This is a genomic window from Lentiprolixibacter sp., from assembly GCF_982873095.1.
This window is the reverse complement of sequence record NZ_CEYNTP010000241.1, coordinates 1-4,130: the sequence shown is the minus strand read 5'-3', so window position 1 is coordinate 4,130 and position 4,130 is coordinate 1. Positions and strand designations below refer to the sequence as shown.

The 4,130-nt window shown below is 46.5% G+C and carries 7 protein-coding genes; 3 read left to right on the top strand and 4 right to left on the bottom strand.

Annotated elements, in window-relative coordinates; translation table 11 throughout:
* Window positions 1-232 (bottom strand): extracellular solute-binding protein (locus tag AC4E7D_RS12375; protein ID WP_490174100.1); only part of this gene is annotated, 232 nt, incomplete at its 3' end.
* Between the two features lie 16 nt (window positions 233-248).
* Between AC4E7D_RS12375 and AC4E7D_RS12370 the strand changes: the two genes are divergently transcribed.
* Entirely contained in the window at window positions 249-962 is a 714-nt protein-coding gene (locus AC4E7D_RS12370) for a TapB family protein (protein WP_490174099.1), read from the top strand.
* Between the two features lie 33 nt (window positions 963-995).
* On the opposite strand, the gene lipB is transcribed toward AC4E7D_RS12370, so the two are convergent.
* A complete protein-coding gene (lipB, locus tag AC4E7D_RS12365; protein ID WP_490174098.1) occupies window positions 996-1,712 on the bottom strand; it encodes a lipoyl(octanoyl) transferase LipB in 717 nt (238 codons plus the stop codon).
* Between the two features lie 19 nt (window positions 1,713-1,731).
* Entirely contained in the window at window positions 1,732-1,887 is a 156-nt protein-coding gene (locus tag AC4E7D_RS12360; protein ID WP_083760689.1) for a YqaE/Pmp3 family membrane protein, read from the bottom strand.
* A gap of 91 nt (window positions 1,888-1,978) precedes the next feature.
* Between AC4E7D_RS12360 and AC4E7D_RS12355 the strand changes: the two genes are divergently transcribed.
* Entirely contained in the window at window positions 1,979-2,503 is a 525-nt protein-coding gene (locus tag AC4E7D_RS12355) for a thioredoxin family protein (RefSeq protein WP_490174097.1), read from the top strand.
* Between the two features lie 124 nt (window positions 2,504-2,627).
* Here the strand turns inward: AC4E7D_RS12355 and AC4E7D_RS12350 are convergent, their stop codons facing one another.
* On the bottom strand, window positions 2,628-3,542 hold the full coding sequence (locus AC4E7D_RS12350; protein ID WP_490174096.1) for a hypothetical protein: 915 nt from the start codon (window positions 3,540-3,542) through the stop codon (window positions 2,628-2,630).
* A gap of 254 nt (window positions 3,543-3,796) precedes the next feature.
* Between AC4E7D_RS12350 and AC4E7D_RS12345 the strand changes: the two genes are divergently transcribed.
* Window positions 3,797-4,130: OB-fold nucleic acid binding domain-containing protein (locus AC4E7D_RS12345; protein WP_490174095.1), on the top strand; the 334-nt coding region annotated here is incomplete at its 3' end.

The following is a 4,130-nucleotide window of genomic DNA, read 5'->3' as shown; positions in this document are numbered from 1 at the left end:
AGCCGTTTGCACCCCAGATTGGCGTTTCATACATGCCGATTGTCATGATATCGAAGGCGCCGCCTTTGGTGGTGATGTCCGTAGTGACGCGTTGACGCAGAACGTTTTCTTCCAGCGTAACCCACTCGACCGTGTGCCCGGTCTTGTCCGTGAAATCCTGGAATAGGGCGAGTAAATGTTCTAATAACCACAGCCCGGAGGGCAAAGCCAAAAACCGCAGAGTTGAATTCATAAAACAATAAGATATCATGAAAAAAGACCACCTAAACTTTTCACCGCTAATATCCTGGATCGCTTTTGCGCTGTTTTTATTGCCGGCGTCGCATAGTGCGCAGGTTTGTAATGATTTTTTTCCCTTAAAAGATGGGGTCCGTATGGAATATACCATGTACGGTAAAAAAGGAAAAGTAGAAGGAATGCAATGGCAGGAGTTCAGAAACGTTCAGGAATCCGGGGGCACGATAGAAGCTGAAGTCCACATGGGATTCAGCGATGCCAAGGGAAAAAATGCATTCGAAAGCTCTTATAAAATGATATGCGAGGGGAATATTGTTCGTATTGACTACAAATCCCTCCTTTCTGCGCAGATGCTGGAACAATACGGGGACGCGGAGGCGGAGATCACGGGTACGGATGTGGAGTGGCCCAACGATTTAAAAGCCGGAATGGAACTACCCGACGCCAATGTTCAAATGAAAATCAGTATGGGGGGAATGAATATGAATATGCAGGTAGATATCACCGATCGAAAGGTGGAGAAAGTGGAAACCATTACTGTACCCGCAGGCGCTTACGAATGCTACGTGATTTACAGCAACAGTCACTCCAAAATGATGATGGTGAATCAGAATTTTCCCAGCCGAAGCTGGCTTGCCAAAGGAGTTGGCGTGGTAAAAACAGAAAGCTATAACAAAAAAGGAAAGGTGATCAATACCATGGTACTCAGCGCTATGTCTAATTAAGACCGTGTACGTTTTTAAACATAAACCGAAGGTCTATCCTTCGGTTTTCTCTTTTTTAAGATGGGCCTCAAACAGACCCTCAAAGTGCCGGAGCAGTTTTTGTTTTACCTCTTCCACATCCACCTTTTCCTTCCCCAGTTCCACGTTCAGGGAAGTTACCCCCTTGTCTTTTATTCCACAGGGGATCATGAGATCAAAATAGCCCAGGTCTGTATTTATATTAAAGGCAAATCCGTGCATGGTAACCCAGCGGCTGGCCCTAACCCCCAGGGCACAGATCTTTCGGGCAAAGGGAGTGCCGACATCGAGCCAGACCCCGGTTTCCCCTTGTGATCGTTCCCCTTTTAAACCGTATTCGTCCAGGGTGAGGATCACCATCTCCTCCAGCAGTCGCAAATATTTGTGGATGTCGGTAAAGAAGTTATCCAGGTCAAGGATGGGATAGCCCACAATTTGTCCGGGGCCATGATAAGTAATGTCCCCTCCCCGGTTGATCTTATAAAAACTTGCGCCTTTTTTGGCCAGTTCGGTTTCGGCCACCAGCAAATTGGCCTGATCCCCGCTCTTTCCCAAGGTATATACATGGGGATGCTCCACCATAAGGAAATAATTGGGCGTGGAAAGGCCCGCCTCCTCACGGCGGTTTTTGATTTTAATTTCCAGAATTTCTTGGAAAAGGCGTTCCTGGTAGTCCCAGGTGTCTTTATAATCCCGGAAACCCAGTTCCTGAAATATCACCTCTTTGTTCATCCCCGCAAAGATACGACGATCAGTTGGGATTGTTGAGAATGATCAGGGCAGCGATCACACCGGGCACCCAACCACACAAGGTGAGTAACAAGACGATCAGAAAAGAACCACATCCTTTTCCAATAACCGACAGGGGCGGAAATATTATGGCCAGTAAGACCCTTAAAAAACTCATGAAGCAGGTGTTGATTGATGTACCTAATAGGTATACATATTCCCTGATTTGTTACATTTTCTTGTAATTTTACCTTTAAAACACGGTTTCCATGAAAACGATCCCACTTGCTTTTCTTTTCTGTTTACTCATTTCCTGCATTGGCGCACAAGACCGCTTCGAGGAAATACAATTGGACACCGGGGAACTTATACTCCTGGGCACCCTGCCCGGGGAGGCCTTGCAAAAAGGTTCCTATGCTAACTGGTACACTTCCGGTTACACAGATTACAAAACTGATGATGCACGGATAAACCGGTTTGAAAAGGCGCTCAATGAGCATGATATCCTATTGTTTATGGGCACCTGGTGCAGCGACAGTCAGAGGGAAGTACCCCGATTTATGAAAATCCTTGAAAAAGCAGGTTACCCGGAAGACCAGATCACCATTGTGGCTTTGGATAAAAGGGATGAATTTTACAAAACGAGCCCCGGAGGAGAGGAGAAGGGATGGAACATCGAATATGTCCCAACCTTTATCTTTCTCAAAGAGGGTAAGGAGGTGGGCCGCATCGTTGAATTCCCGGATAACACCCTGGAAGCCGATATGGAGGCCATCCTTACCGGAAAATCCTAACCAAGGAGTTGGCCTTTCTTTTAAGGATACCTACTCGAAATCGAATACTGCTGCAAAAAGGCCCTTCTTCCTGAAGGGCCTTTTTCAATTACACCATCAAATTGTTTACGGTCTTTTATAGGTTTCAGAAGGAGCCCTTACCCGAAGGACTGCATACCCCTTCTAAAAAATCTTCTATATCCCCGGGGGTACTCATAATTTTCATAAAAGTACCCATACTTAGGTCGGGCCAGTGTAGTGCTATCCGGTACTTGCCGTGCAACATGGTCGCCTTTTTATCCTGCAGGATGATCTCATAGGGCATGGCCGCTGCATGCTCCACCCCGATCTTGGGTAGGAAATGGGCCTCCCCGTCTTCTTTGTCCCTGAGCCCGACACCAAAAACGGCCACCTGTTTATCCGGGTACACCAACTGATACACCTCTACCGTATTCCCTTTTTTCGCTTTCAGGTTGGCCCTGATGGCCTTTAATCCCGCTTCGAAGGAGCTATATTCTCCCAGGGTCACCGGGTCGGTAAAGTAGGGCATCATAATCTTGTAATGGTATTTTTTGAGCTTATCGGCCTTTACGGTACCTCCAAAAGGCTGGAAGGTATTGCCCAGGCTGGCCAGTGCCGTTTTCAATTCAATAGCAAACCTGTCGAACGTTCGTTTGTAGGTGTTGTAATCCTCCATCAGATACGCCCTTAGAAGGTAGTCCGGATTCGTATAGGATATGGTTACCCTGCCGTCTTTTTCAACAAGGCCCACTTTCATAACAGCCCCCAGTGCACCTCTGTCAGCTACTTTAACTGCGGTATTCTTCAAATCGTTTCGGGTAAATGCAATCACCTTCAGGGAACCGCTGTTGGCGGGCTGGTAAGAACCAAGCACCTCAAAAGAATTTTGCTTGAGGGCATCCATCACCTTTCCAGAAAGGTCCGCAATTGAACCCTTGGTCTCGGTTACTTTGATGTAAGGAGACAGCTCCTGGTCCTGGGCCATCAGGTTTATACTTGCTCCCAGCAGCAGGAGCATTCCGATTATTAAATTCCTCATATTACAGATCATTTTTATTGGATTTTTATGTAATTCATATTTTAAAAACCAGGGAAATCCGTAGTATATGCCCGATCAAATTCCAAGCCTGACAAAAGATCGATGGCAACCCCGCAAATGAAGGGAGCATTCGGCTGAAAATCTATGACTTTTATCATAAGTCGGCGTTGCCAGCATGAAAAGTCAGGTTTAATCGAACTGCTGCTTTCCACTTTCCTTAAATAATGTAATTTTGCCGCTGAAATCGTTTTGAGATGCAACTTTCTGAGCAAGAAATCGTAAGAAGAGAGAAACTAGGGCAACTTAGGGACTTGGGCATTGACCCCTACCCCGCTGCCCTGTACCCTGTAGATAATACCTCCTCGAGCATACGGGAGAATTTTGAAGAGGGAAAAAAGGTGGTGATTGCCGGAAGGTTGATGTCAAGAAGGATTCAGGGTAAAGCCTCTTTCGCCGAGTTGCAGGACAGTGAAGGCCGTATCCAGGTTTATTTCAACCGGGATGAGATCTGTACGGGAGAGGACAAGTCCCTCTACAACGAAGTATACAAAAAGCTGTTGGATATCGGTGATATCATCGGTGTTGAGG

Coding starts and splice junctions, on each gene's coding strand:
- AC4E7D_RS12350 (WP_490174096.1), bottom strand. CDS start 3,542: ATGAGGAATTTAATAATCGGAATGCTCCTGCTGCTGGGAGCAAGTATA.
- lipB (WP_490174098.1), bottom strand. CDS start 1,712: ATGAACAAAGAGGTGATATTTCAGGAACTGGGTTTCCGGGATTATAAA.
- AC4E7D_RS12360 (WP_083760689.1), bottom strand. CDS start 1,887: ATGAGTTTTTTAAGGGTCTTACTGGCCATAATATTTCCGCCCCTGTCG.
- AC4E7D_RS12370 (WP_490174099.1), top strand. CDS start 249: ATGAAAAAAGACCACCTAAACTTTTCACCGCTAATATCCTGGATCGCT.
- AC4E7D_RS12355 (WP_490174097.1), top strand. CDS start 1,979: ATGAAAACGATCCCACTTGCTTTTCTTTTCTGTTTACTCATTTCCTGC.